Genomic DNA, 25514 nt, shown 5'->3' on the forward strand with positions numbered 1-25514 from the left:
TTCTCTCCATGGTTTCCTCTTTAGGAAGAAATAGAAGAAGTGAGACAAGAAAAACTGCTCATATCAAATAAGCGGTTTTTCCTAATATAAATCTAAACATATTTTTTTCAATGATCATTTCTTTTGAAAAAAATGTTGCTGTCTCACATTGGCTTTTCTTCCCTAAAAAAAACTCAGTACCAGCCTCATCCTCAACATCACTGATTGAATCTTCTAGTTCGGTAGAATCCTTATCAAGCGAGTCTTCTTCCAAGTTTGCTTGCTCGTCGTAAATAGATTCTGCTTCTTCCTTTTGGCTCTCAGAATCATCTTCGATGCCATTGTCTTCTTGCTTTTCATCGTCTTGGTCTTCAGTCATTAAATTCTCATCCGATATCTCTTCTTTTTCCTCATCCGTCTGATTCATTTTTATATCTTTCGTAAAGGTCTCTGAATCATCAATTGCTGTAAAAGTGACTGATAGGTAGTACTCAGAGTTGGAATCAAGATATTCCTTTATGTTCAATGTTGCAGCTACGTTAAGAATCATTGATGCTTCATCAGTATCCTCAATCTGAATGATTTTCTCTTCCGAACCGTTCACGCTGTTTAGTTCTGCTGAAAATGCCTTCCCGACAGCTGTGATCTCTACGCCAAAAGCACCTTCACTGCCGTTGCTATCGACGGTCAGCTGAAGATCTTGTGTGGTTTTCAACAAATAATAGTGTTCGTCCTTAAAGTCAATCGTGTTCAAATCAAAAATCAACGTTTCGGAAACCTCATCAGCCGCAGCCTCTACTGTTGGAAAGAAAAATATCGCCGAAAATATAAATAACAAACTTTTTAGCACTACATGGTCCCCTTTCTTCTTTCAGAAATCACTTTTATTTAACAAATAATCATTCGCTTTAGCAAAATCGATCTATAGATAACTAGTAGACTAGCAATGAGACTAATTCATTTTGAAGTTATGAAGCCATGGTTCACCAACTGAAAACTTAAGCCATCTGTTAGAAGTGCTTCAAATGAAGTTTTAAGGGCTATAACCGAATCATGCTCAGATAAAGAAAGTTTAGTCTTCACTAGTAGCATCTGACAAAAAGAACTTGTCCCTCGATCAAATGATTAAATGACCTCTATCACTGGCAATCTATTCTCTGCTTTCCCTCTACTTTCAAACAAGTGAAAATTTCCTGAATCACCAAATGTGCCTATGATATTTTTCTATTCATTTCAAGTGCACTTCCTTGCGGTCATCTTTAATACTACGCTCTTTTTCCAACTCTTTTTATCTTCTTTTAAAAGAATGTTTATAAATTAGGATAATTGTCTGATCATTGGACCATTGCCCCAATCACACAGCCTTCTTTCTGTATCAAAAGCACGTTTTCAGCAAAAAAAGGCCCCTTCTTATCCATTTTGATAAGAAAGGACTTTCTACGATCGTTCAATTCAAAAAGATCAGCCTTACGTACAGAGTTGCGCATACCTAGACAGGCTCGCGGGAAACGGCTCTTACATCAAACTCTTCAATTCGACATCTGGGTACTTATCTGCGAACCAACGCATCGCAAATTGATTCTCAAACAAGAACAATGGCTGGTCGAAACGGTCTTTCGCTAAAATGTTACGACTGGAGCTCATACGCTCATCCAAGTCTTTCGGATCGATCCAACGGGCGATCTTGTGGCCCATTGGGGTCATGATGACTTCCGCATTGTACTCATTCATCATGCGATATTGGAAAACTTCAAATTGCAGTTGCCCGACAGCACCGATGATATACTCATCACTAAGATACGTCTTGTACAACTGGATAGCCCCTTCTTGGACCAACTGATAGATTCCTTTATGGAAAGATTTTTGCTTCATCACATTTTTCGCAGTAACTTTCATAAAGAGTTCCGGAGTAAACGATGGCAGCTCTTCGTAAGCAACTTTTAGTTTTCCTTCATAGATCGTGTCACCGATTTGATAATTCCCCGTGTCATAGACACCAATAATATCTCCGGCGACAGCTTCTTCAATATTTTCACGGGTATCAGCCATAAATTGAGTCACATTGCTGAGTTTCATTTTTTTGCCAGTACGTTCTAAAGTAACGTCCATGCCTCGTTCAAAGGTTCCTGAACAAATGCGGACAAAGGCGATCCGGTCACGATGGGCAGGATTCATGTTTGCTTGGATCTTGAATACAAACCCAGACATTTCTGGTTCATAAGGACTGACTTCCTCACCAGCTAGTGTTTTATGTCCGTAAGGTGCTGGTGCAAAAGTCAAGAAGGTTTCTAAAAAGGTCTGTACGCCAAAATTTGTGAGAGCAGAACCAAAGAATACAGGGGTTTGATCGCCCCGAGCGATTTTTTCTGTATCAAAGGCGTCGCCAGCTTCTTGCAGCAATTCCACTTCTTCTAAAACTTGTTGGAACAGCCCATCTTCGGCAAATGGATGATCTGCTGGGAATTGACCATTTTCATCTAGGGCAACTAAACGTTCCCCACCGTGATTGTCAGGACGGTAAAATTCGACCCGTTGGTTGTGGATATCATACAGTCCTTCCAAGCCTTTCCCCATGCCGATCGGCCAATTCATTGGAAATGATTCGATCTCTAAAAGATCTTCTAGTTCTTCTAATAATTCTAATGGTTCGCGGCCATCACGGTCGAGTTTATTGATAAAAGTAAAAATCGGAATACCACGTTTTTTAACGACCTGGAAGAGTTTTTTCGTTTGTGCTTCGATCCCTTTTGCGCTATCGATCACCATGACAGCACTATCCACCGCCATCAAGGTACGGTAGGTATCTTCAGAAAAGTCCTCATGCCCAGGGGTATCTAAAATATTGACCCGTTTGCCTTGGTAATCAAACTGCATAACGGAACTGGTAACGGAGATCCCCCGTTGTTTTTCGATTTCCATCCAGTCGGACTTTGCGAAATTACCAGTCTTTTTCCCTTTGACCGTACCAGCTTGGCGAATCGCGCCACCGAATAATAATAATTGTTCTGTAATGGTTGTTTTCCCCGCATCCGGATGGGAAATAATCGCAAAGGTACGGCGACTATCGACTTGTTGTTTTAATTTTGGATTATCCATTGATTCTATTGCTCCATTTCTTGTATTTACAATGCGAACAGTGTCTATTTTAGACTGTCGCTAGTTTTCTGACCAAATCAGTATATCATGGATAAGGGTGATAAAAAAGCAAAAAAAGACAAGAAACCCCTTTGACTACTCTCTTTTAGAGAGTTAGGCAAAGGGCGCTCCTTCCATTTTGATAGAAATAAATTAAAATGCTGGCAATAAGGTATCGCTATGCTCGTTTTCTAAAAACTCACGAACTTTATCGCTAGTCATGGCACGGCGCAATACAGCGATTTTTTCAGAATCTTGATTGTCTTCTCGAGCAACCAATGAGATAGCAAAGCGATCATCGATGGTCTTTTCTAAGAAAAGGGCATCTGCTGGTTTCAAACCGATTTTCGCGATATAGGTTGGGTAATTGTATACCAAAGATACGTTTGGTTCATCATAGGCTTCCGCAAGATTCAGTAAATCGACAGATAACCACTCAAAATTTTTCGGATTTTCGGTAACATCTTTAAGTGTTCCATTGACACCAACGCCTTCTTTAAGGGTGATCAATCCTTCTTCTGCTAAAATCGCTAACGCTCGACCTTCATTGGACACATCATTTGGCAATGCGACTTTCGTTCCTTCTGGAATATCATTGATATTCGTATACTCTTTGGAATAAAAACCGACTTTTGCGTTGTAGATTTTATCTAGTGCCACTAGGTTTGCATCTTTTTCTTCATTATACATTTGCATATATGGTTCATGTTGCGCAAAGTTAGCATCGACCTCGTCATTATTCAGCAACTCATTGTACTGGATATTGTCATTGACTTGGACCAATTGGATTTCCCAGCCATCTTCCACTGCTTCAGCTGCAACCTTTACGACATCGGTCATTGGCGTCGTTTGCGAAGCGACCTTGATGATTTTCTCTTCGCTCGCTTCATCAGAACCTGTACCGCAAGCCCCCAATACACCTAATGCCAATACACTCAATCCTAAAACAAATCCTTTTTTCACTTTCATTCCTCCTATTTTCGTTTATCAAGTTTTCTTGCTGCTTGATTGCCAATCCCTTGCAGGATAAAGACCAAAAGAATCATGATGATAATTGCAAAATACATCACGCCATACTCATAACGCTGGTACCCATAACGGATCGCAAAATCGCCGATACCGCCGCCACCAACGATCCCCATCACCGTCGAATAAGAAACCATGCTGACTGCTGTCGTCGTTAAAGATAAAATCAAGCCGCTTCTAGCTTCCACTAGTAAAAACGACCAAACATACTGCCATTGACTGACACCAAGAGATTTCGCCAAATAAGAAACTTCTTCTGGAACATCCAACAGCACTTGCTCCGTCAAACGAGCAAAAATACTCATAGCAACGATGCTCAAAGGAAAACTGGCGGGAATCGGTCCAAATGAGCTGCCTAAAAGCATCCGCGTCAACGGGATCAACGCTACAACAAATAATAAAAAAGGAAACGAGCGGATGATCGTCACAATGAGATTCAAACACTCATAAAGAAATGAGATTTTTTTCCCTCGGCTGCGACTGAGAAAAAGCCAGACACCTAACGGTAGACCTAAGACAATGGCTGCGAGCATCGAAATGCCCATCATGATCGCTGTTTCTTTCAAAGATTGCAGCAATTCAGGCAGATAATACAAAATACTCTCACTGATCGTCATGCAGCAGACTCCTCTCCACTTTGCTCACATAAGAGCTTTCAATGCGGACGATTGGTTGTGGCTGATTGGCAAACTCCGCCTCAAAGACGGCGTCCTCCAATACAAACACACGTTGACAAATTTGTCGGACGGCCGATAGCTCATGACTGACAAAGACGACAGCTGGTTGAAACGTCTGTTGAACTTTTTGCAGCAAAGCAAGAACATCGGCTTTCGTATCTTCGTCCAGCGCACTAGTGGGCTCGTCACACAGCAAGATTTTTGGCTCACGGATCAAAGCCCGTGCAATAGCCACTCGTTGTTTCTCTCCGCCGCTTAACTTGGCCGGATAGATGTGGGCCTTATCTTCCATGCCAACAAACGAAAGCATCTCAAGTACCATATCTGCTGACTTTCCCATTAACTTCAAGGGCAAATAGACATTTTCGAAAACGGTTCGATTGTGTAACAGATTGTAATTTTGAAAAATCATGCCGATTTCTTGTTGTGCACGTAGCAGATGCTTTTTATTCGATGTATCGATTTTTTTGCCATCAAAAAGTAATTCCCCGCTGTCTGGGGTTTCAATCAAGTTTAAAAGCCGCAACAACGTCGATTTTCCTGAGCCGCTTTTGCCGACGACCCCAACGATTTCTCCTGCCTGAACAGAAAAAGACAAACCATCGAGAACCTTTCGATCGTAACGCTTTGTGAGATTGATCGCTTCTAACATCTTTTTCCTCCTAATCAAACAGCAATGCTAAAAATTCAGAAGCGGTCATCTGATGGATAAACTGATCGATGGCGATTCCCTCTAGCAAGCGGCTAATGGTGCTTTTTTCAAAATCAATACCTTGCAACATCGCTTCAAGTTCACTGATCTCTTTTTGTCCAAAAAAATCACCGGTAATTTGAATCGCTGCAATCTTGCCTTTGTTGACAGTAAAATCGACTTCAACAATCCCAACCTGCTCAAACCGCTTTCTTTTTTGCCATTCGAAAGCAGGCGCTTCATTAAAAATCCACTCATTATTGGCATATCGTTCTTCAAACAGTGTTTGGATCGCTTGTCGATCGGTTTCCGTTAAGACGATCTCTTGCTCACTGATTTCATCAATCGATTCTACTTCATAGATTCGGCAAAGGAGTGTATCTCGAAATTCCTTGGTATCCATTGATTGGTATTGCTCTGCCAAAAAGGGCTTGATATTCGTCACACTTTTCCGAACTGATTTCGTGGCTTTAGAAGCAATTTTTTCTTGGGCAACATGTAGAACTTTCGTCAATTCTTCTAGATCCACATCATACATCAATGTGCCATGGGAATACGTCCGGCCTTTTTTTGTATACATCGCATTGCCAGAAAACTTTTTCCCATCAATGAACAGATCATTACGGCCATGTACTTCAACATCCTTGGCTCCCATTGCCGCTAAGCCTTTCATGATAGGTTGTGTTGCACTTTGATAGTCACCAAAGCTCGTGGCATCTTTTTTGGTGACAAAACTAAAACTCATATTGCCTAGATCGTCATAAACCGCTCCACCACCAGACGTTCTGCGAGTCAAAACGATCTTACGGCTTCTTAGATAGTCAAAATCAATCTCTTGATACGCATTTTGATTTCTGCCGATTATAACACATGGTTTTTGTATGTATAACAGAAGACAAGGCTCCGAAACATCTACGTTATTCATCAAATACTCTTCAGTCGCCAAATTGTAACGGATATCTTCACTAAGCATACGGTAAAATTTCATTTCAAGCCCCTCATTCTCATTATATTTCTATGGATATTCTCGCTTTTCTTACGGAAAATTGCAATCAAACTGCTTAACGATAAGATACACGTGTTTTTTTATCTGTTTTTAAACTGTATTATTCAATAAATTTATCGTAACCGTTTCTTCCATACAAATCAAGGGGAATACGTAAAAAAACGAACAAAAAAGACCAAAGCAACTGCCTTGGTCTTTCTCATTTCATTTATACGGAACTTTAACGGCGAGGCTCATCTTCCTCAAAATCTTTACGGAAATAGCGCCGCTCTTCCTCTGGTTCCACTTCCCCTTCTTCCGGGTCGTGGAAAATCACCCGGATCTTCAAGACGCGTGATCCTTCCATTTCTTCAGAGATCAGCTTCACATTGTCCACTTCGAAGGATAGTTTTTCTCCTTCATCGGGGATTAATCCTAAAGCAGTGATCAAATATCCTGCCATCGTATCCACATCACTCATATGCAAGCTCATGTTGAAGGCTTCATTAAAATCATCGATCAACATGCGTCCTTGGATGACATATTCTTTATCAGAGATTTTTTCATAAAGCTCTTCGACTTCATCTGATTCATCATCGATCTCGCCGACGATTTCTTCTAGCAAGTCTTCTAGTGTAACCAATCCAACGACGCCGCCATATTCATCAAGCAAAATCGCCATTTGGTTTTGGGTTTTCTTTAATTCATAAAGCAAATCATCGATAAAGACCGTTTCTGGCACAAACAATGGTTCCTGCAGGATTTGTTTGATGTCCATCGTATCAAAGCCGTATTTGTACGCACATTTCAAAAGATTTTTGGTATGTAGAATCCCTACGACTTTGTCTTTATCTTCATTATATACAGGAATACGAGAATAATTTTCTGCTAAAATTTCAGTCAAAATTTCTTCTACTGAGTCATTGATGTCCACCATAAAGGCTGAGGTTCTAGGAACCATGACTTCCCGGGCGACTTTCGTGTCTAATGAAAAGATCCCTTGCAGCATCTCTAATTCATCTTCTTCAAAGACCCCTTCTGTTTCCAACATATACCGCATTTCATCACGGGTCATCTTCGTGTCTTCATCGTCAAATTCCATTGGAGTGATGCGCGCCAATAAACTTGTCGAAGCAGATAAGAACCAGACGAAAGGTTTTGCAATAATCCCGATCGTTCGAATGACACCAGAAGTGAACTGGGCAACTTCTTCTGATTTGTTCATGGCGATCCGTTTTGGATACAACTCACCGAAAACGATCGACACATACGTCAAGATCGCTAAAACAATAATGTTCGCTAAGCTTTTAGCCGCCGTCCCTCCACCTAATAAAGGTGCCAAACGGGTCGACAAGGTATCTGCCAGAGATGCCCCAGATAAAATATTCACCAAGGTAATCCCAACTTGGATCGTTGACAAGAAATTTGTTGGATTATCAATGATTTTCAATAATTTTTGTGATTTGACATTTCCTTCTTCCGCTTTTTGCTCCACACGGTTTTTGTTAACTGAGACAACTGCGATCTCAGAGGCCGCTAGAAAAGCGTTGATCAATGTCAAAACGATCAATAATAAAATTTGCGCTAGAAGCGACTGACTCTCGGGGTCAGCATTCATAATAGCATTCTCTCCTTATTTTTTCATTTTCTAAAAAAAATCGTGGGCTTAGCCCACGATAAAATCCTATCACAAAGTTTTTTTCTTTGCAATAAAAAACACCAGTCATTGATTATTCGATCAACCGTTCCTGATTTTTCTTGATTTTGTCGTCTTTGATCAGGCGAACAATAAAGACGACGATCGTTCGGCAAATCGCATAAAATGGCACACCTAGGAAAATCCCCAGCAAGCCAGCTAGATTTCCAGCAACTAATAAGACCAAAATGATCGTTAACGGATGGATCGCCAATGATTTTCCGATTACATTCGGGTAAATAACATTTCCGTCTAATTGTTGGACGACCAGAACCACGATACAGCATAATAATGCGCGAAATGGTTCATCAAAGACCGTCACTAACACCGCCGGAATCAAACCAAGATATGGGCCTAAATAAGGGATCAAGTTTGTGACGCCTGCAATTACCCCAAAAAGAAAGGCATAGTTAACGCCGATCATCCAGTAACCAATAAACGTGAAGGTAGCGACAAAAATACATTCGATCGCTTGCCCACTAATGTAATTGGATAATGTCTTGTTTAAGTCACCTAGCAACCCAACAATCTGATCTCGTCTTCTTTCTGGAAAGACAGTTTTCAGATTAGGAACTAGCTTTTCTCCATCCTTCAACATGTAAAACAGGATGAATGGTACTGTAACGATGATCATCGTCGCGGAAGCAATCGTACTGACGATCGATCCTAAGCTAGTGGATAACCCACTAAGAAACTGCTGCAGCAAAGAACCATAAGAAAGATTTAGGTTTTCTAACTGCTGCGCGATATCGATTTGTTTGAAAAATGGATCATCTGCGATTCTTGAGATCCAGCTTTCCATATTTTTGGCAAATGTTGGAATATTTTCCGCCAATGAAGTAATCTGACTCACTAGATTAGGAATAACGCTGACGAAAATCAAGATGATTGCTGCTACTAATAACAACAGAACCAATATGACAGCAAACAGTCGTTTTATTTTTGTGGTTTTCATCAAAAATAAGACGATTGGATTTAGCAGGTAATACAGAAAGCCAGCAATCAATACTGGTGCAAATAAAGTAGAAAAAAACGTGCCAATCGGTGCAAATAGAAAATTGACTTTACTTAACACAAACACGAGTGTCACTAAAACCAATGCTTCCAATGACCAAAAGAACAGTTTTGATTGTTTGAATTTGTCGAACAAAAGATTCCCTCCCTTTTTTATAACATTATAGATGATTTTGAAAAAAAAAGCTTGCGACTTTAGCCGCAAACAAAAAAAATTTGTTAAAAAAGTGGTATACTATTAAAAATAACGGAGAAATCTTAGCTGAGGTGAATTTTTTATGCATATTGCACAAACAAAAGATACGCTGAGTGACATTTATTTGGCGTCATTGAAAATACGAAATCAAGTATTCGTGAAAGAGCAAGGTGTTCCATTAGCATTGGAAGTAGATGAAAATGAAGCATTGGCAGTCCACTTTGTCTTATATGACGACGATAATGAAGCAGTCGCAACCTTGCGTTTCTTACCTATCTCTGATCATGAAGTGAAGTTGCAACGAATGGCGGTCCCCGCTGCTCATCGAGGTTCAGGTTATGGCAGACAACTGATCGAAGGTGCGGAAGCCTTCATTCAAAAACAAGGAATCAAAAAAGTCACTTTAGGGGCACAAATAAATGCCAAAGAGTTTTACTTGAAGTTAGGCTATCAGCCTCAAGGCGATGTTTTTTTAGACGCAGATATGCCCCATATCAAAATGAGCAAAATCTTTAACGAGAAGTGATTCCTTAAAATAGCGACCACAAAACAGATCCTTCCTCTGTTTTGTAGTCGCCGTTTTTTTATTCCTCTGCTTCAACGATCTCTTCAATCGCTGTCAGCAACGCTTGCGCCACCCTTTGATCATACCCTTCACTTGTAATCATTGCCAAATCATTGTCACTGTTCAAATAGCCTAACTCCAATAATACTGCTGGAAGATATTGTTCTCGCAACACATAATAGTTACCAAAACGAGTGCCGTTGGAACTCAATGCCACCGAAGAACTCAAATTGGCAGTGATCGTTTCTGCCATCTCTTTTGACCCAGTATAGTAATAGTAAGTTGTCAGTCCTTGATTGCTGTTTGGTATTTCTGAATTATCGTAATGAATGCTAATAAATAAATCTGGTTCTTCTGAAAGCGAAGCAGCGGTGATATCAGACAGCGAGAGATAACGATCTTCAGTGCGTGTATAACTGACTTGAATACCTGCTTCTGTCAACACTTCGCCGATCGTTTGGACCGTTGTTAGCGTCAAGTCTTTTTCCATGATCATTTGATCCGTTGACAGTGCCCCAGAATCTTCGCCGCCGTGACCTGCATCAAGGACGACTTTGAAGTTCGATAGATCTTTTGGGATTGCCGAAAGCGCGACTTCTTGAATCGATGCTGATTGCTTTTCAATATAACCAGTTACCCCATCGTCTGTTTGAATTTCAACCATGTCTTCTGTTTGACTGATGAAGGTTGCCCAACTTCCCCGATGGATTTTCCCAATGACTGTCTCTTGACTTGTTGACTGATAAATCGGTACATAATCGTTCTCACTTTCAATCGCTGCATCGTATTCTGAGGGATCTACATAAATTTGAACCATACTGGCAGTCTGAGCGGTCTCTTCAGTTTGAGCGTTAAGCTCAGTTTGAGAAGTACTTTCTTGACTCTCCTCACGAGCGGATTGGTCGTTTCTCAACACAGCAAACCCCGCTGCAAAAAGCAGAATCATGGTGGTCCCGATAACAAGCTTCCCTTTTTTCTTCATGTGCTTCCCCCACTAATTTTCTTGGTCTCTCTATCATGGGACTGTCAGCTTAAACAGAACTTAAAACCTGCTGATTGAAGCATTCCATTAGAAACACAAAAAAACTCCAACCAACTTGGTTGAAGTTTCTTAGGGAAAATGAGCGATTCGACCCATTTTACTTATTTTTGAGACAACTGCTTGTAGCGATCATACCAAATGTCCACATACCCTTGCGAAAAGGGTCCTTTGCCATTATTGATCCAATCTACTAAAATTTTGACATTTTCTTTTAAGATAAAATCAATGTCTTGCGGATATTGCATAATCTTACTGTGCAATTCATACTCATCCACATCTAGTAAACGTTTCTCGCCATCAGGAAATACTTTGATATCAAGGTCATAATCGATATATTTCAATGCCTCTTCATCAAGTAAATACGGTGAAGCAAGATTACAATAATAGGAAACCCCCTTTTCTCGAATCATTGCAATAACATTAAACCAGTATTTTTTATGAAAATATACAATTGCTGGTTCACGGGTAACCCAGCGTCTTCCATCTGATTCGGTCACTAATGTATGATCGTTGACCCCTATCACTGAGAATTCACTGGTCTTTAAGACCATCGTATCCCGCCACGTTCGATGCAAATTGCCGTCATGTTTGTAGCTTTGAATGCTGACAAACTCTCCTTCTTTTGGAACTCGCATAGCAACCCTTCCCTCAGCAAGAAAACTTGCGTTTTGTTTGGGTGTTCATTACACCGACATCGTTAATATTATAGCAATAAAAGAAAGCTTTGCCTAGAAATCTTTATCGAGTTTCTGATATTTCTTTAATTGATCCACCAATTTCTGCTGGGGTTTTGGGAAAACATAGTTTTGAAAGGATTCTTTTGCTGCCCATTCGCTGTCTTGTAACGTGAGCTCTCCACGTTTTCTGCCGTAAAATAAAAGGACGTGCCATTTCAAATGACTAAAGATATGAGTGATCTCGCCAAAATGTCGTTTTTGCCAAACGACAGGCAGATCAGGAAAAATTTCGAGCGCATCATCTTCGGCAATCAAATCCAACTGCAGCTGCTCCTCTTTTGCCCATGTTCGCTGCAGAGCCTCGTACTGTTCTTTCGTCACTTCTACCAAAGGAAAATGCCACATAGAAGCTAATAAGCCTGTTTCAGGTCGCTGCACGAGTAAAAACGAGCCTTGATCTTCGATGGCGCCTGCGATGTAATAGACATCTTTTGGCTTTGCTTTTTTCGATTTCACTGGAAAGTCTGTTTGTCGATTCTCCGCATAAGCAAGACAATACTGACTGATGGGACACTCTTCACATTTCGGTGTAGTGGGTGTACAGATTCGTGAGCCAAGATCCATCAAGGCTTGATTAAACTCACCAGGTTCATCGGGGGAAATGATTGTTCTCATCGCCTCGTCAAATGGTCTTCGGCTGCTGGCTTTCGCAATATCTGCTTCGATACAAAATAACCGACTGACGACCCGCATCACATTTCCATCGATTGCCGGTTCTGGCAAGCCAAAAGCAATACTGCCAATGGCTCCAGCTGTGTAGGGACCAATTCCTTTTAATGAGCGAATCTCTTCAATTGATTGGGGCATTTCTCCGTCGAATTCGGCAACGATTTGCTGTGCAGCAGCCTTAAGGTTACGGGCACGAGAGTAATAACCTAAACCTTCCCAAACCTTTAAAAGCTTTTGTTCTTCGGCTGCCGCCAAGTCTTGGATCGTCGGGAATTGTTCCATAAAACGATAGAAATAGCCAATCACTGTTTCCACTCGTGTTTGTTGAAGCATGATCTCTGAGATCCAGATTGCATACGGATCGTTGGTCGCCCGCCAAGGCAGATTGCGTTTTTCTTTATGATACCAAGTTAAAAATGTTTCTTGGAACGTCTTGATTTTTTCTTCATCCCAAGTTTCCCATTGCTTACTCATCCATTACTTCCTCATCTAAGAATCGTTGTATATCATCGATGGCAAACCCTTTTTGATAAAGGCCTTGCTTGATTTTCATTTTTCGTTTCATCAAGGGTAACCGCTGATGCCGCCGCATAAGTCGGGCCCCTTCTCTTTGGAGCGCTTCATTTTCTTGGTCCTCATCTTTTTCCATCGGTAATTCATCCAAAATCATCTGAATGACTCCTTGATGAAAACCTTTTTGCATCAAATGCATTTTTATCTTTTGGATCATTTCTTTATGGCTTTTGTTGTGAAAACGACGCATCGCTTTTTCAGCCGTATGATACCCGACTTCAAACTGCATTTCCTCGGTATACAAAGGCAATACTTCCTGAATCACAGGATCTTTCAAGCCTTTTTTTCTCAATTGCTGACTGATGACCACGGGTCCTTTATCACTCATGCGGACTTGGGTGCGAATGTAGCTCTCTCCGTAGTTTTTGTCATCGATCAGATTCAGCTCTTTCAGCCGTTCAACGACTAAGTCTCGGTCTTGTTTTTCGATTTCTTTGTCTTTCAAATAGGTACGGACTTCCATTTCAGAACGCAGCTGATAGCTGATATAGTTCATGGCTTGCTGCAAGCCTAAATCAAACCCCGCACTTTTTTTGATTTCTTTTAATTCTTCTTCACTCAGTTCCTTGCCTTTTAATAGCCGAAAACGGACCAAAAGATCTTCTGAGACCCGCAGTGTTTCACCTTCTGATGTCGCCACTTCATAAAATGGTCCTTTTCCTTTATTGATACGAATAATTGTATTCATCTTCTTCACCTCGCGAACGTACATTCTATTTTACCACAACTACGATGAAATTCCTTCTAATCAAGCTGAAAAAATGTGGTAAAATGAACTGACTATTTTATTTAAGGAGTTCACATGGCAAATACACAAGTTCAGCTTGGACAAAAACTACAACTAACGATCAAACGCTTGGGGATCAACGGAGAAGGCATCGGGTATTACAAAAAGCTGATCATCTTTGTTCCCCGTGTTCTACCGGGGGAACAGGTCATTGCCGAAGTCACCAAAGCCTCTCCCCGCTTTGCTGAAGCTAAGATGACCAAAATCATCAAGCCAAGCAGCGATCGCATCCAACCACCCTGCAAGTTTTACGACCGATGCGGCGGCTGCCAATTGCAGCACTTAGTCTACGACAAACAATTAGACTTCAAAAAAGACCTATTGAAACAAGCACTTGAAAAATTTAAGCCAAAAGGTTACCAACAGTTTGAACTAAGGGATACTTTAGGCATGGATGTTCCTTGGCATTACCGCAACAAAGCACAATTTCAATTGCGTTACAACAGTCAAACCAAACGAATCGAAGCGGGTTTATACGAAATGGAGTCTCATCGCTTAGTCGCCATTGATGATTGCCTCGTACAAGAACAAGATACGCAAAAAGTGATCAACGGCATCGTCCAATTGTTGAACAAATACCAGATCCCGATTTACGATGAACGAAAAAATAGCGGGATTTTACGAACATTGATGGTTCGCATCGGGATCGCCACTGGCGAAGTCCAAGTTGTTTTCATTACCAATTCTGTCAAACTGCCGCAAAACAATGCGCTGATTCGCGAGATCAATCAGCGCTTGCCGCAAGTCGTTTCCATCATGCAAAATGTGCAAAACAAAAAAACGTCCGTCGTCATGGGAGAGGAAACGATTCATCTTTGGGGCAAAGAAGCGATCGAAGAACGGTTGAATGAACTGACCTTCGACTTGTCCGCCCGCGCATTCTTCCAGCTGAATCCGCAGCAAACCAGCGTCTTGTATCAAGAAGGGTTAAAAGCCCTTGACTTAAGCAAAAATGAAACAGTTGTTGATGCTTACTGTGGTGTGGGGACGATTGGGTTGAGTGTGGCACCTTATGCCAAAGAAGTCCGCGGCATGGACATTATTCCTCAAGCGATCGAAAATGCCCAAGAAAATGCACGCCGTATTGGTGCCCAAAATACCCGTTATGAAACGGGTACTGCGGAAGAGCTATTGCCAAAATGGTTCAATGAAGGCTTCAAACCTGATAGCATCATTGTTGATCCGCCAAGGACAGGCTTGGATGAACGATTATTGCAAGCGTTGTTGAAACAACCACCAAAGAAGATGGTCTATATATCTTGTAATGTTTCTACTTTAGCAAGAGACTTAGTCCAATTAGCCAAAGTGTTTCACGTAGAATATCTGCAATCAGTAGATATGTTCCCACAAACCGCACGCTGCGAAGTGGTGGTAAAATTGACCCGCAAATAAACATTCGCCTGACAAATCATTTTGTGATCTGTCAGGCTATTTTATTGCACCTATCGTTTCAGCGTATTTTCAATGGAAAAATGAACCGGTCTGTATGATGAGAATCTTTGTATCAATATAAGCATCATCAAATCCCCAATCATTAAAGCCGAAGAATCGTTCGATCCCTTGAAAAGTAATGGGTCAAAATGTTTTTTATTATATAATATTTAACACTGCAAGAAAGCAATTCTAAGTACAAAAAAATCGAGAAACTTAGAAAAAAAACTGGAACTGATTCTTTCAGTTCCAGCTTATTTTATTTAGAAACGTGCAACTGCAAGCTGCTTTTTATTTTGTAATCAAAGCATCTAAACTAGCCACTGCCAGACTCATCTTCGCGATTTTATCCAACAAGGCAAAACGGTTGCGGCGAATCTGTTCATCTTCCACCATGACCATTGTTTGATCAAAATAAGCTTCAATCAATGGGCGCAGTGCCACTAAGCTTTGGTAGTTTTCTTCCATCGTTTGATGTGGGAACTTGTTCTCTACTGTTAAGACCGCTTCATACAAGGCAGTTTCAGAGTCGTTTTCAAACAAGGCAGGATCAATTGCTGCTTGTTCCAATTCGGCTTTTTTCGCTAAATTGATTACTCGGGTCAAGGCTTCCATCGATGGTTTGAAGTCGGTGTCTTGCAGATGTTCTCTTAACATCTGAGCCGTTTCAAATAGCGTACTGATATCTGCTTGGCGTGCGCCTAAAACAGCTTCAATGACATCATGACGCGTATTTTTGCTGAGTAAGAATTGACGCAGACGGCTTTTCACAAAATCGGTCACTTGTTCTTGACCTGCGGCAAGTTGAATACCAAAAATTTCCGGTTGGGCATTAATAGCTTCACGAATCTCTTCTTGTAACTGAGCAAATGGGAAATACCAGCGTTTTTCAGCTAGGATGCGGATAATTCCGTACGTTTGCCGGCGGAGTGCGTAAGGATCGTTTGAACCACTTGGAACCATATCGACAGCGAAGAACGCAAGCAAGCTGTCCAATTTATCCGCAATGGCTAAAACAGCCCCGATTTTCGATTGCGGCAGTTCACCTTCTGCTGAGATCGGCATGTAGTGTTCACGAATCGCTTGGGCAACTGTTGGTTTTTCTCCTTGGATCAAGGCATACTTTTCCCCCATGATTCCTTGCAATTCAGGGAATTCTCCCACCATATTTGTCACTAAATCAAATTTATAGATTTGAGCTGCCCGTTGGAGATCAGTCAGTTCTTCTTGTGTTAAACCAACAGTATTCCCGATGATTTGTGCAGCTAATCCAACACGCTGCATTTTTTCATACAAACTGCCAATTTTTTCGTGGAAGGTGACTTGCTTAAGCTTTTCCACGCAATGGTCGATGGTCAATTTTTTGTCCTCATTATAGAAAAACTCAGCATCTTCTAGACGGGCGGTCAGGACTTTTTGGTTTCCTTTGATGACATTATCAATTTTCACGGCATCCCCGTTGCGGGCAGAGATGAAATGCGGCAGCAATTCTCCATCAAGGGTGCGGACATCGAAGTAGCGTTGATGTTCTTTCATAGAAGTAACTAACACTTCTTCAGGTACAGAAAGATATTTTTCTTCAAAGTCCCCTACAAAAGCTGTTGGGTATTCAACCAGATTTGTCACTTCTTCGAGTAGGTCTTCATCTAAATCGATCCGCCAGTTGTTTTCTTGAGCGATCGCATTGATTTGTGAGGTGATCATTTGTTGACGTTCGCTTGGATCAGCAATGACAAACTGATGCTTCATTTTCTCCAAATAGTCATCCGCATGATCAAACGTGACTGCCTCACCTAAGAAACGATGACCTTTTGACTCGCGTCCGGTAACAATATCAAGGATTTGGAAAGGAATGACTTGCTCACCAAAGAGTGCGACGATCCAATGAATTGGTCGGATATATTCAAAATCGTAGTCTGCCCAGTGCATCGTTACTGGGAAAGTCAAACTCGTGATTACTTCCTGCAATCCTTTCAATACCTCAACGGTTGGTTGACCTTGGGTATGTTTCGTTACATAGACATACTCAACACCTTTTAATTCACGGAAGGTGATGTCATCGGTTGTCAATCCTTGTCCCCGAACAAATCCTTGAGCTGCTTTCGACCAATTGCCTGCTTCATCTAACGCGATTTTTTTCGCTGGTCCTTTGAACTCTTCTTGCGTATCCGCTTGTTTTTCAGGAAGACCAGTGACATAGACTGCCAAACGACGAGGTGTCGAATAAGCTTCAATCGCTGTATAAGGTAATGCATGAGCATCTAAGAAAGCTGCCGTTTTTTCTTGTAATTGTTTCATACTTGGGGTTACGACATGCGCAGGTAATTCCTCTAAGCCGATTTCTAATAATAGGTTTTGTGCCATCTTATTTTCCCTCCTCAATCAGTTTTTGCGCCACTTCTGGATCAAGCAATGGATAACCGAGGTTTTCCCGTTCTGCTACAAATAGTTTTGCTACTTGACGGGCCATATTACGGATACGTGCGAGGTACCCAGCACGTTCAGTGACGGAGACTGCGCCACGAGCATCCAACAGGTTGAAGGTATGGCTGCATTTTAAGATATAGTCGTAAGCTGGATGAACTAAGCGTTCATCGATACAGCGTTTTGCTTCTTTTTCAAAACGATCGAAGTTCCCTAAAAGCAAGTCTTGGTCACTGACTTCAAAGGAGTATTTTGAATGTTCATACTCAGGTTGGCGGAAAATCTCACCATATTTGACACCTGAAGACCATTCAAGATCGTAGACACTTTCAACTTCTTGAATATAAGATGCTAGACGTTCTAAGCCGTAAGTGATCTCTGATGTCACTGGCTTACACGCTAAGCCACCAACTTGTTGGAAGTAAGTAAACTGGGTGATCTCCATCCCATCTAACCAAACTTCCCAACCAAGACCTGCACAACCCATTGAGGGGTTTTCCCAGTTATCTTCGACGAAACGAATATCATGTTCTAATGGATCGATCCCTAAAAGACGCAAGCTTTCTAAATAAAGCTCTTGGATATTTTCAGGAGAGGGCTTCATCACGACTTGGAACTGGTGGTGCTGATACAAACGATTTGGGTTTTCCCCGTAGCGGCCATCAGCTGGACGGCGAGAAGGTTCTACGTAAGCGGCGTTCCATGGTTCTGGACCGATTGCACGTAAAAATGTGTATGGGCTCATGGTTCCAGCCCCTTTTTCTGTATCATAGGCCTGCATCAGCATACAGCCGTTTTCAGACCAGAATTTTTGCAAAGTCAAAATCATCTCTTGCACAGTTAGTTTACTCATCTTTTTCTTCCTTTCTTATAACGCATTGACGACAGGATAAAACTCGACAACTGATCCGGGGATCAATTTTACTTCGACCACGGCATCTGCTTCTAAAATATCAGATAAGTCGTAAAGCATTTGGTCTGGACTCGTTGTAAATTCATGTAAAAGCTGTTCATCCTTTAAAAGGCGAACCTGCAGTGGAATACTTGCTAATACTTTGAGCTTTTTTTCGGTAAACGCACTTGCTGGAATCGTCATATCAAATAACATAAAAAAACCTCCTTTGTTTTTGGCTATTCTTGGTGTGAAACATAAAAAAGTCCCTATATCTATACAAAGTGTATAGATATAGGGACGATACATTCGCGGTTCCACCCTACTTCCGACAAGTCGGCAGCTTCATTGATCATGCTCACGGACGCCTGCGAAATAAGGTTCCAACTTGGCTTTCACTCTCCCAAGTTCGCTTCATGGAATGGTCTTCTTTCTTTCTTCCGGTCATAGCACGGATTCGATTACCCTTATGATAGTAGTTGAAGCTAGGGTTTGTCAATGATTAATTTGAACTTTTATCCTTCTGGACCTAAATCCGCCTGATCATGAAAGACGATCTCATCAGCGATTTTCCCATCACTTTCAAAAACAATGATCTCATTCATTCCAGTTTTTAAAAACGGCGCCGGGACGTACAAGCGCTGCTGCGGTCCTTTTTCCCAGAAACGGCCGATCATATGACCATTGACTTGGACAAACCCTTTGCCCCAGCCCGGCAATTCGATAAAGGTATCTGCACATTCATCAAAAACACATTCAAAGCGTGAGAAACTTGGTTGGCCTTTTTGCCATTTCCCTTGGAAATCAATGGCATGCAAATTATCCATCGGCAAGGGATAGATTTCCCAGTTGCTTTGGAATGCGCCATTAATGATCACACCGTCTTTAATGCCTTTGTGCTGATGGTTCATTTTAACGGAATAATTGACCCGCCCCATATTCTCCACCAAGATCCCCAACTCGTTTTCTGATTCTGATAGATCGAAACTGTAGGATTGACCGATTTCTCGATCGTAATCGATGCGCAAAAGTTCCTGGTTGATAAACGTATGGGCACGATCCATCGTATTGATCAGACGGTAGTCGGCAATCTTCCGTGCAGGCCCAATCAGTGAGCGATAGTAGATATAACCTGTCGCTTGATTGCAGGCTTCCATCGATAAAGGGTAATTCCTTATGATCGGTTGACTGATCGTGTCGATCGTCGAAAACAAGGAGACTCGTTCTTTCACTGAGAATGTTCCATAAGCTTTTCGCTCAAGTTTCATACTCAAGGGAAACTCAGGAATTTCCGCATAGTCAGCGATCACTTTTTTGAAGGCTTGGTATTTGGCAGTAGGTTCTCCCCATTCTGTCAACAAGGCATCATAATCATAGCTAGTGACATCCGGCGCTAAGCGCTCGTAATAGTTTGACCCGTTCATAAAGCCAAAATTGGTCCCGCCATGGAACATATAAATATTGACAGAACCTTCTGCCAAGCAATCCTGAAGTTCTTTTACTGCATCAGCCGTTGATGTTGCATGATGATGGTCATCACCCCAAGCATCAAACCAGCCGATCCAAAATTCCATGACCATCAGTGGCCGTTTTTCTCCGTGAAATCTTCGAAGTTTTTCAAAGTTTTCCTTGATGTTGGAGCCGCAGTTGATCGTAGGCAATGCCAAGTCTTTGATAGTGCCGTTTTCTAACATATCGTGCCAAGGTCCGTCAGAGGTCACTAACGGCGTTTCTACACCCTGTTGCCGCATCGCAGCCACCATTTTCCGCAAATACTCTTTATCATTGGCGTAGCTGCCGTATTCATTTTCTACTTGCATCATTAAAATCGGACCGCCTTGGGTGATCTGCAGATCCCGCACTTGTGGAAACAAATGGGCGAAATAACGAGTGATTTTTTCCATAAATGGTGGATAATCAAACCGAAGCTTCATCATGGGATCTTGCAAAAGCCAATAAGGCAGTCCCCCAAATTCCCATTCTGCACAAATATAAGGTGCTGGTCGCAAAATGACATAAAGCCCTACTTCTTGTGCCGTTTGGATAAATCGCCGCAAATCAAGGATCCCCTCAAATTGATAGACGCCTTCCTGTGCTTCATGGAGATTCCACGGAACATAGGTTTCCACAGTATTACAACCCATCAAGCGTAGTTTCTCTAATCGATCTTGCCAATATTCAGGAACGACCCGAAAATAATGGATCGCTCCAGAGATCACTTTGAACGGCTTTTTGTCTAGATAAAAGTCATCTTCGATAGCAAAAGTTCGCATCAGTTACGCTCCTCTTTGACGATATAGGTGGTGTATTGTGTCAGCATCATTTCTGAAGAAAGAACCTCACCCGTCAGAAGATCCGTCTTTCCAACAAACATTGCTGGCAACGGTTGTGCTTCTTCGTGGAAATTGATGATAACGAAGAATTTCGCCTCTGCATTTTCACGACAGGCAACTTCTAGTTTTGTTGCTTCCTCGATCACTGGGGTGATATCGTTTTCTTCGACAATCGTTTTGAAAAGCTGATCTTGCAGCTGATCTTCCAACTGTCCACCAAAGTAATAGACGGTGCCATCGCCAAACATATTTTTCGTCACTGCCGGCATTCCTGCATAGAAATTGCTTGTGTAATGCGCTAGCGCTTCGGCGGTTTCTAAATGGATCAAATCGCTGACTAAATTACTGGTTCCTGTCAGTTCTTCATTGACTAAGGAAACGCCGTTTGATTGTTCTGGGGCTAATGCATCGATTTCTTCCACCCAGATGCCAGCTAACTCCCGCAATGGCCCAGGATAGCCCCCTAAGTGAACGTTGTCAGATTGATCAACGATACCGCTCATATACGTGGTAAGTAAAGAACCACCTTGTTTGACGAAATCAGTGAGCCGCTCTTGCATTCCTTCTTTGATCATGTAGAGAACAGGTGCTGCGACTAATTTGTATTTTGATAAGTCAGCATCCACGGGAACCAAGTCGACGGCAATATTTTGTTCATGAAAATAACGATAGTAGCGATGGATCTGTTCTACATACTTCAGATCAACGGTCGGACCACTCGTATATTCTAATGCCCAATAATTGTCCCAATCGAAAATCACGGCAACCTGTGATTGAGTTTGCGTCCCAATAATGTCTGAAAGCTGCGCTAATTCAGCACCAAGAGCTGCCGTTTCTCGGAAAACTCGCGTGTCTTCATGACCGACATGTTCGATAACAGCTCCATGGAATTTCTCACAAGCACCGATGGAACGTCGCAATTGGAAATATTGGATCGTGTCCGCCCCATGAGCGATCGTTTGGTAGCTTTGCGCCCGCATTTGTCCCGGTTTTTTTAATGAGTTATAGGGTTGCCAGTTTTGTTGAGAGGGTGTTTGTTCCATCAGCATAAAGGGCTGTTGTTTCAAGCCGCGCATTAGATCATGTGTCATGGCTACTAAACTCCATGGCGTATTATACGCTGGATAATTATCCCACGAAATAAGGTCCATTTCCTTCGCCCACTTGAAATAATCCAGTCCTTTAAAGGTTCCCATCAAATTCGTTGTAATCGGTGTCGTGGGATCGATTTTCCGAATAGCGTCCCGCTCCATCATATAGTTTTTTAAAAGGCTATCCGAGTTGAAGCGTCGGTAGTCAATAGAAATTCCTGCAAATGCCGTCTTGTCATAGCCGATTCCTTCTGACAGCGCATTTGGCAGAACGATTTCATCCCATTCATATACAGTATGACCCCAAAATTCCATATTCCAGGCTTTATTCAGTGCTTCGATCGTTTGATATTTATCCTTTAGCCAAACACGAAACGCTTTTTCACAGTTGTCGCAATAACATTCGCCGCCGTATTCATTATTGATGTGCCAACAAGTCACTTGTGGATTTTCGCCGTAACGTTCGGCTAATTTCGTTGCCAGACGTTCTGCGTATTTTTGATAAACCAAACTATTGGGACAGGCATTATGCCGTTGCCCAAACTTATGATGGCGTCCATCATAATCGGTGCGAGCGACTTCCGGATACTTCTTAAACATCCAAGCTGGCAAAGCGGCTGTGGAAGTGGCTAAGACGATGTCGAAGCCCTCCGTACTTAATTTTTCGATGATTTGATCCAATTCCTCAAAATCATAACAATTTTCAGAGGGTTGGATCTTTGCCCATGAAAAAACATTGACGGTCGCGCTATTGATACTTGCTTTTTTAAAGATCCGAATGTCTTCTTCCCAAATCTCTTTCGGCCACTGATTTGGATTATAATCGCCGCCGAATAGAATTCGATCAAAAAATTTTGTCATATAAGTGAACGCTCCTTTAAAATAAAATGATTTCTACTCTCTTATTGTAAGGCTTTTCATTTTGTTGTAGTATAATACATGAAACACTATTTTATAACTTTTCGAAACATGGAGGTTGAACATGCCTATTTATTTTTATCAAACAAACCAGCAGTTGCCTTTGTCGCTTGAAAGTATCGGCAACGATTGGCCACAAGATGACGTTGTTCGTCCCGATGGCTACCCTTACTTTCATTGGCTGCAGACAGAACAAGGAGAAGGTCGCGTCACCTTTGGTCAAGAATCCTTTATTTTACGTCCCAGTGAAGGCATCTTGATTTTCCCTTTCACTCCTCATCGCTACTATCCCTTGTCAGATTGGAAAACCTCCTTTGCTACCTTTCAAGGACCTTTGGCAGCTGAGATATTAAAACAATTTACAAGTCAACCTTATCTTTTAGTTGAAGAGTCTGAAACTTTTTCCTATATGACTTGGATCAAACAACGCATTAAAGAAGACCAAAAAATAAGCTGGGATCCGTTACGGGCTTCTAGTGAGTGTTATCGTTTTTTGCTGGCGATCATGCAAGAGCGCTCTGGGAATCCAACCGAAAAACACCTCTTGTTTCAACAATATCTGGTCCCTGTTATACAAGAAATCGAAACCAATTATGATCAGGCGATCACGATCAAAGACTTGGCTGGTTTAGTCTATGTTTCTCCTCAATATCTCTCTCGGTTGTTCCAGCGTTTTTTAGGACAATCCACCGCCCAATACTTATTAAACTATCGCATGGCTCGTGCCAAAGAGCTTTTGGTGGCACAGCCGGATCTGCCCATTCAACAAGCCGCCTTCGCCGTGGGGTTTCAAGATGCAAGTCACTTTACCGCATTATTCAAAAAAAGAGTCGGCCTAACTCCATTGAAGTTTCGCCAACTCTATCATTGATTTTTCGGTTTTAAAACGTCTTGCCATTGCCCCATCTGATCGATAAACTTCTTACTTTTTAAATGAATGCCCACATATTCATCATACAATAGATCGATCACTTGTCGAATCGCTGTTTTCGTTTCTGGCTTTAATTTGATCGAAGCAATCTGCTCATAGGATATTTGCGAAAATAAGCGAATAAAATGGATCGCACGAGAATCCGCATGATAGCGACGTTCGTCCATCCCCCAGTGTTGTTCGCATAAAATGCCACTATATTTTGAGGAATAGTCAAACCGACCGTCGGTTTTTCCGCAGATGGCACAATGGGTCCAATTCGGGGTGATCCCGAAACGATGCAAAATCTGGATCTCAAAGATATTGGTGATGATCTCTGCGTCGTTCCCTTGATCCATTAAGTGCAATGCCTCATGTAAAAATTGGTATAGATGTGGGTCATAGACCCGATCATCGATAGCAGAATCAGCCAAATTCAACAAGTAGGTTGCATAACCAGCAATAAAAATATCACTTTGGATCGTACGAAAAGGATGGATGTCTTTGGCATTGTTTAAAAAGGACAAGCCTTCCGTTTTGATGGTTCCCATGTAGGTGGCTTCAGTATAGGAGAGCAACGCTGGTGCCAAGGGGTTATTTTTCCGATGAGCACCCTTGACATAAAACATTTGCTTCCCGGCAGATTCCGTAAAGATTTTGACTAGCTTGTCTTTTTCTTTATGGTCCTTTGAAAAAAGCAAAATTCCTTTTGTTTCAACAAGATTCATCGTCGCACCTCATTTCTTGAAAAAAACTGATCCAGTTCGCTAACTGCATCAGTTTTTCCTCTTTAAAGCAGACCGTGATGGATCTGCCTTTCCTTAATACTCATCTTTACGATAGCCGTAATCCGTTAAGAAGGTTTGCTTGTCGCGCCAATCTTTTTGAACTTTCACCCATAATTCCAAGAAGACTTTGTCATCTAGTAAGTGTTCAATATCTAGACGGGCTTTCGTCCCGATCTGCTTCAGCATTTTACCGCCTTTACCGATGATAATGCCTTTTTGGCTGTCACGTTCGACAATGATCGTCGCTTGAATATGCACCTTGTCATTATGATCTCGTTTCATGGAGTCAACGACGACCGCTACCGAGTGAGGCACTTCATCTCTGGTCAGCAGCAAGACTTTTTCCCGTACCAACTCGGAAACGATAAAGTATTCCGGATGATCAGTGATTTGATCTTCTGGGAAATACTGAGGACCTTCAGGCATTTCATCGACCAATAGTTTCATTAGCGTTTCGAAATTATTGCCTTCCGTTGCAGAAATCGGTACGATCTCAGCAAAGTCCATTTGTGAGGAGTAATCTTCAATGATTGCCAATAAAGCATCCGGATGGACTTTATCAATTTTATTGATCACTAGGAAAACTGGCGTCTGGCTTTGACGCAACCGTTCGATGATAAAATCATCACCCTTGCCGCGCTTTTGATCGGCACTGATCATAAATAGCGTCACGTCAACTTCTCGCAGTGCACTATAGGCGGTTTCCACCATAAAATCGCCTAAACGGTGTTTGGGTTTGTGGATCCCTGGTGTATCGATAAAGATCAGCTGTGCGTCATCCGTCGTGTAGACCCCTTGGATTTTGTTACGGGTCGTTTGCGCTTTGTCACTCATGATCGCGATTTTTTGTCCTACGACTCGATTTAGTAGTGTTGATTTCCCAACATTTGGCCGCCCGACGATCGCAACGAAGCCTGATTTGTGTGTTGTCATTGTTGTTCCCCTTTATCTTGTG

22 protein-coding genes are annotated in these 25514 nt (G+C 41.8%); 3 read left to right on the top strand and 19 right to left on the bottom strand.

The window, feature by feature from the left end:
- Positions 1 to 58: 58 nt before the first annotated feature.
- The 8 genes from A5877_RS01455 to A5877_RS01490 all read right to left on the bottom strand — a co-directional run bounded on the left by A5877_RS01455 (position 59) and on the right by A5877_RS01490 (position 9339).
- Entirely contained in the window at positions 59 to 829 is a 771-nt protein-coding gene (locus tag A5877_RS01455; protein WP_086316199.1) for a hypothetical protein, read from the bottom strand.
- A gap of 665 nt (positions 830 to 1494) precedes the next feature.
- On the bottom strand, positions 1495 to 3075 hold the full coding sequence (locus A5877_RS01460) for a peptide chain release factor 3 (RefSeq protein WP_008378231.1): 1581 nt from the start codon (positions 3073 to 3075) through the stop codon (positions 1495 to 1497).
- Between the two features lie 192 nt (positions 3076 to 3267).
- Entirely contained in the window at positions 3268 to 4083 is an 816-nt protein-coding gene (locus A5877_RS01465; protein WP_016620418.1) for a MetQ/NlpA family ABC transporter substrate-binding protein, read from the bottom strand.
- 5 nt (positions 4084 to 4088) lie between these two features.
- On the bottom strand, positions 4089 to 4757 hold the full coding sequence (locus A5877_RS01470) for a methionine ABC transporter permease (protein WP_005235530.1): 669 nt from the start codon (positions 4755 to 4757) through the stop codon (positions 4089 to 4091).
- Positions 4744 to 5469 carry a methionine ABC transporter ATP-binding protein gene (locus A5877_RS01475; RefSeq protein WP_005235528.1) on the bottom strand — a complete coding sequence of 242 codons (726 nt, stop codon included), beginning with the start codon at positions 5467 to 5469 and terminating at the stop codon, positions 4744 to 4746. Before A5877_RS01475 ends, A5877_RS01470 begins: the two co-directional genes overlap by 14 nt.
- Positions 5470 to 5479: 10 nt before the next feature.
- The gene (locus tag A5877_RS01480; protein ID WP_005235525.1) at positions 5480 to 6496 is read right to left on the bottom strand and encodes a lipoate--protein ligase; all 1017 of its coding nucleotides are present in this window, start codon (positions 6494 to 6496) and stop codon (positions 5480 to 5482) included.
- Between the two features lie 238 nt (positions 6497 to 6734).
- Positions 6735 to 8111, bottom strand: a complete 1377-nt coding sequence (locus tag A5877_RS01485) for a hemolysin family protein (protein ID WP_005235523.1) — start codon at positions 8109 to 8111, stop codon at positions 6735 to 6737.
- A 112-nt stretch (positions 8112 to 8223) separates the two neighbouring features.
- Positions 8224 to 9339, bottom strand: a complete 1116-nt coding sequence (locus tag A5877_RS01490; protein WP_008378242.1) for an AI-2E family transporter — start codon at positions 9337 to 9339, stop codon at positions 8224 to 8226.
- A gap of 142 nt (positions 9340 to 9481) precedes the next feature.
- On the opposite strand from A5877_RS01490, the gene A5877_RS01495 reads away from it, so the two are divergent.
- Positions 9482 to 9925 carry a GNAT family N-acetyltransferase gene (locus A5877_RS01495; protein WP_086316200.1) on the top strand — a complete coding sequence of 148 codons (444 nt, stop codon included), beginning with the start codon at positions 9482 to 9484 and terminating at the stop codon, positions 9923 to 9925.
- Between the two features lie 58 nt (positions 9926 to 9983).
- Here A5877_RS01495 and A5877_RS01500 read toward each other — a convergent pair whose 3' ends face one another.
- The 4 genes from A5877_RS01500 to recX form a co-directional block, all read right to left on the bottom strand.
- Entirely contained in the window at positions 9984 to 10946 is a 963-nt protein-coding gene (locus A5877_RS01500) for an N-acetylmuramoyl-L-alanine amidase (protein ID WP_016620421.1), read from the bottom strand.
- A gap of 161 nt (positions 10947 to 11107) precedes the next feature.
- Entirely contained in the window at positions 11108 to 11641 is a 534-nt protein-coding gene (locus A5877_RS01505; RefSeq protein WP_005225863.1) for a DUF402 domain-containing protein, read from the bottom strand.
- Between the two features lie 93 nt (positions 11642 to 11734).
- Positions 11735 to 12886 carry an A/G-specific adenine glycosylase gene (gene mutY / locus A5877_RS01510; RefSeq protein WP_016610228.1) on the bottom strand — a complete coding sequence of 384 codons (1152 nt, stop codon included), beginning with the start codon at positions 12884 to 12886 and terminating at the stop codon, positions 11735 to 11737.
- On the bottom strand, positions 12879 to 13673 hold the full coding sequence (recX, locus tag A5877_RS01515; protein ID WP_008378247.1) for a recombination regulator RecX: 795 nt from the start codon (positions 13671 to 13673) through the stop codon (positions 12879 to 12881). The genes mutY and recX overlap by 8 nt, the downstream gene beginning before the upstream one ends.
- 114 nt (positions 13674 to 13787) lie before the next feature.
- Here recX and rlmD point away from each other — a divergent pair, with 114 nt between their 5' ends.
- Positions 13788 to 15164: a 23S rRNA (uracil(1939)-C(5))-methyltransferase RlmD gene (rlmD, locus tag A5877_RS01520; protein WP_086316201.1), complete on the top strand. Its 1377-nt coding sequence runs from the start codon at positions 13788 to 13790 to the stop codon at positions 15162 to 15164.
- 330 nt (positions 15165 to 15494) lie between these two features.
- Here rlmD and glyS read toward each other — a convergent pair whose 3' ends face one another.
- The 5 genes from glyS to A5877_RS01545 all read right to left on the bottom strand — a co-directional run bounded on the left by glyS (position 15495) and on the right by A5877_RS01545 (position 22804).
- Complete coding sequence (gene glyS / locus A5877_RS01525; RefSeq protein ID WP_086316202.1) at positions 15495 to 17567, bottom strand: glycine--tRNA ligase subunit beta; 2073 nt, start codon at positions 17565 to 17567, stop codon at positions 15495 to 15497.
- A gap of 1 nt (position 17568) precedes the next feature.
- A complete protein-coding gene (gene glyQ, locus A5877_RS01530; protein ID WP_086316203.1) occupies positions 17569 to 18480 on the bottom strand; it encodes a glycine--tRNA ligase subunit alpha in 912 nt (303 codons plus the stop codon).
- Between the two features lie 15 nt (positions 18481 to 18495).
- On the bottom strand, positions 18496 to 18735 hold the full coding sequence (locus A5877_RS01535) for a hypothetical protein (protein ID WP_008378255.1): 240 nt from the start codon (positions 18733 to 18735) through the stop codon (positions 18496 to 18498).
- 299 nt (positions 18736 to 19034) lie between these two features.
- Positions 19035 to 20792 (bottom strand): beta-galactosidase family protein, encoded by a 1758-nt coding sequence (locus tag A5877_RS01540; protein WP_086316204.1) that lies wholly within the window; start codon positions 20790 to 20792, stop codon positions 19035 to 19037.
- Positions 20792 to 22804: a beta-galactosidase gene (locus A5877_RS01545; RefSeq protein ID WP_086316205.1), complete on the bottom strand. Its 2013-nt coding sequence runs from the start codon at positions 22802 to 22804 to the stop codon at positions 20792 to 20794. Before A5877_RS01545 ends, A5877_RS01540 begins: the two co-directional genes overlap by 1 nt.
- 121 nt (positions 22805 to 22925) lie before the next feature.
- Between A5877_RS01545 and A5877_RS01550 the strand changes: the two genes are divergently transcribed.
- Entirely contained in the window at positions 22926 to 23732 is an 807-nt protein-coding gene (locus A5877_RS01550) for an AraC family transcriptional regulator (protein WP_086316206.1), read from the top strand.
- On the opposite strand, the gene recO is transcribed toward A5877_RS01550, so the two are convergent.
- Together recO and era are read right to left on the bottom strand one after the other, a co-directional pair.
- A complete protein-coding gene (gene recO / locus A5877_RS01555) occupies positions 23726 to 24499 on the bottom strand; it encodes a DNA repair protein RecO (protein WP_086316207.1) in 774 nt (257 codons plus the stop codon). The two genes, A5877_RS01550 and recO, sit on opposite strands and share 7 nt — an antisense overlap.
- A gap of 93 nt (positions 24500 to 24592) precedes the next feature.
- Positions 24593 to 25492 carry a GTPase Era gene (gene era / locus A5877_RS01560; RefSeq protein WP_008378264.1) on the bottom strand — a complete coding sequence of 300 codons (900 nt, stop codon included), beginning with the start codon at positions 25490 to 25492 and terminating at the stop codon, positions 24593 to 24595.
- Positions 25493 to 25514: the final 22 nt, after the last annotated feature.

The sequence above is a fragment of the Enterococcus sp. 3C7_DIV0644 genome (genome assembly GCF_002141235.1).
Taxonomy (GTDB): domain Bacteria; phylum Bacillota; class Bacilli; order Lactobacillales; family Enterococcaceae; genus Enterococcus_D; species Enterococcus_D entomosocium.

Excerpts from the sequence above, each read along its gene's own strand:
- A5877_RS01460 (WP_008378231.1), bottom strand. The coding sequence starts at position 3,075 with ATGGATAATCCAAAATTAAAACAACAAGTCGATAGTCGCCGTACCTTT.
- A5877_RS01465 (WP_016620418.1), bottom strand. The coding sequence starts at position 4,083 with ATGAAAGTGAAAAAAGGATTTGTTTTAGGATTGAGTGTATTGGCATTA.
- A5877_RS01470 (WP_005235530.1), bottom strand. The coding sequence starts at position 4,757 with ATGACGATCAGTGAGAGTATTTTGTATTATCTGCCTGAATTGCTGCAA.
- A5877_RS01475 (WP_005235528.1), bottom strand. The coding sequence starts at position 5,469 with ATGTTAGAAGCGATCAATCTCACAAAGCGTTACGATCGAAAGGTTCTC.
- A5877_RS01480 (WP_005235525.1), bottom strand. The coding sequence starts at position 6,496 with ATGAAATTTTACCGTATGCTTAGTGAAGATATCCGTTACAATTTGGCG.
- A5877_RS01485 (WP_005235523.1), bottom strand. The coding sequence starts at position 8,111 with ATGAATGCTGACCCCGAGAGTCAGTCGCTTCTAGCGCAAATTTTATTA.
- A5877_RS01495 (WP_086316200.1), top strand. The coding sequence starts at position 9,482 with ATGCATATTGCACAAACAAAAGATACGCTGAGTGACATTTATTTGGCG.
- A5877_RS01500 (WP_016620421.1), bottom strand. The coding sequence starts at position 10,946 with ATGAAGAAAAAAGGGAAGCTTGTTATCGGGACCACCATGATTCTGCTT.
- A5877_RS01505 (WP_005225863.1), bottom strand. The coding sequence starts at position 11,641 with ATGCGAGTTCCAAAAGAAGGAGAGTTTGTCAGCATTCAAAGCTACAAA.
- mutY (WP_016610228.1), bottom strand. The coding sequence starts at position 12,886 with ATGAGTAAGCAATGGGAAACTTGGGATGAAGAAAAAATCAAGACGTTC.
- recX (WP_008378247.1), bottom strand. The coding sequence starts at position 13,673 with ATGAATACAATTATTCGTATCAATAAAGGAAAAGGACCATTTTATGAA.
- rlmD (WP_086316201.1), top strand. The coding sequence starts at position 13,788 with ATGGCAAATACACAAGTTCAGCTTGGACAAAAACTACAACTAACGATC.
- glyS (WP_086316202.1), bottom strand. The coding sequence starts at position 17,567 with ATGGCACAAAACCTATTATTAGAAATCGGCTTAGAGGAATTACCTGCG.
- glyQ (WP_086316203.1), bottom strand. The coding sequence starts at position 18,480 with ATGAGTAAACTAACTGTGCAAGAGATGATTTTGACTTTGCAAAAATTC.
- A5877_RS01535 (WP_008378255.1), bottom strand. The coding sequence starts at position 18,735 with ATGTTATTTGATATGACGATTCCAGCAAGTGCGTTTACCGAAAAAAAG.
- A5877_RS01540 (WP_086316204.1), bottom strand. The coding sequence starts at position 20,792 with ATGCGAACTTTTGCTATCGAAGATGACTTTTATCTAGACAAAAAGCCG.
- A5877_RS01545 (WP_086316205.1), bottom strand. The coding sequence starts at position 22,804 with ATGACAAAATTTTTTGATCGAATTCTATTCGGCGGCGATTATAATCCA.
- A5877_RS01550 (WP_086316206.1), top strand. The coding sequence starts at position 22,926 with ATGCCTATTTATTTTTATCAAACAAACCAGCAGTTGCCTTTGTCGCTT.
- recO (WP_086316207.1), bottom strand. The coding sequence starts at position 24,499 with ATGAATCTTGTTGAAACAAAAGGAATTTTGCTTTTTTCAAAGGACCAT.
- era (WP_008378264.1), bottom strand. The coding sequence starts at position 25,492 with ATGACAACACACAAATCAGGCTTCGTTGCGATCGTCGGGCGGCCAAAT.